General features: G+C 68.9%; 1 protein-coding gene. It reads left to right on the top strand.

Annotated features, from left to right (window positions below; genetic code table 11):
• Positions 1–238 (top strand): endonuclease domain-containing protein (locus tag NLU14_RS22850; protein WP_275710919.1); only part of this gene is annotated, 238 nt, incomplete at both ends.

Raw genomic sequence — 238 nt, forward strand, 5'->3', positions numbered from 1 at the left:
TGCAGGTGCAGGTGCGCATCGCCGGCGTCGGCAGGGTGGATCTCTTGGTGGACGGCTGGCTCGTGATCGAGTGCGACAGCGAGGCATACCACCTCGGACCAGAGGCGTACCGGATCGACCGTGCGCGAGACCTCGCGTTGGCAGAGCTCGGTTTCACGACCCTCCGGGTCTCGGCCGTCGACATCATGTGGCATCCCGAGCGCGTGGTGGCGGCCGTCCGCGGGCTGCTTCGAGCCCG

Source organism: Marinobacter iranensis (genome assembly GCF_029207565.1).
Classification (GTDB): Bacteria; Pseudomonadota; Gammaproteobacteria; order Pseudomonadales; family Oleiphilaceae; genus Marinobacter; species Marinobacter iranensis.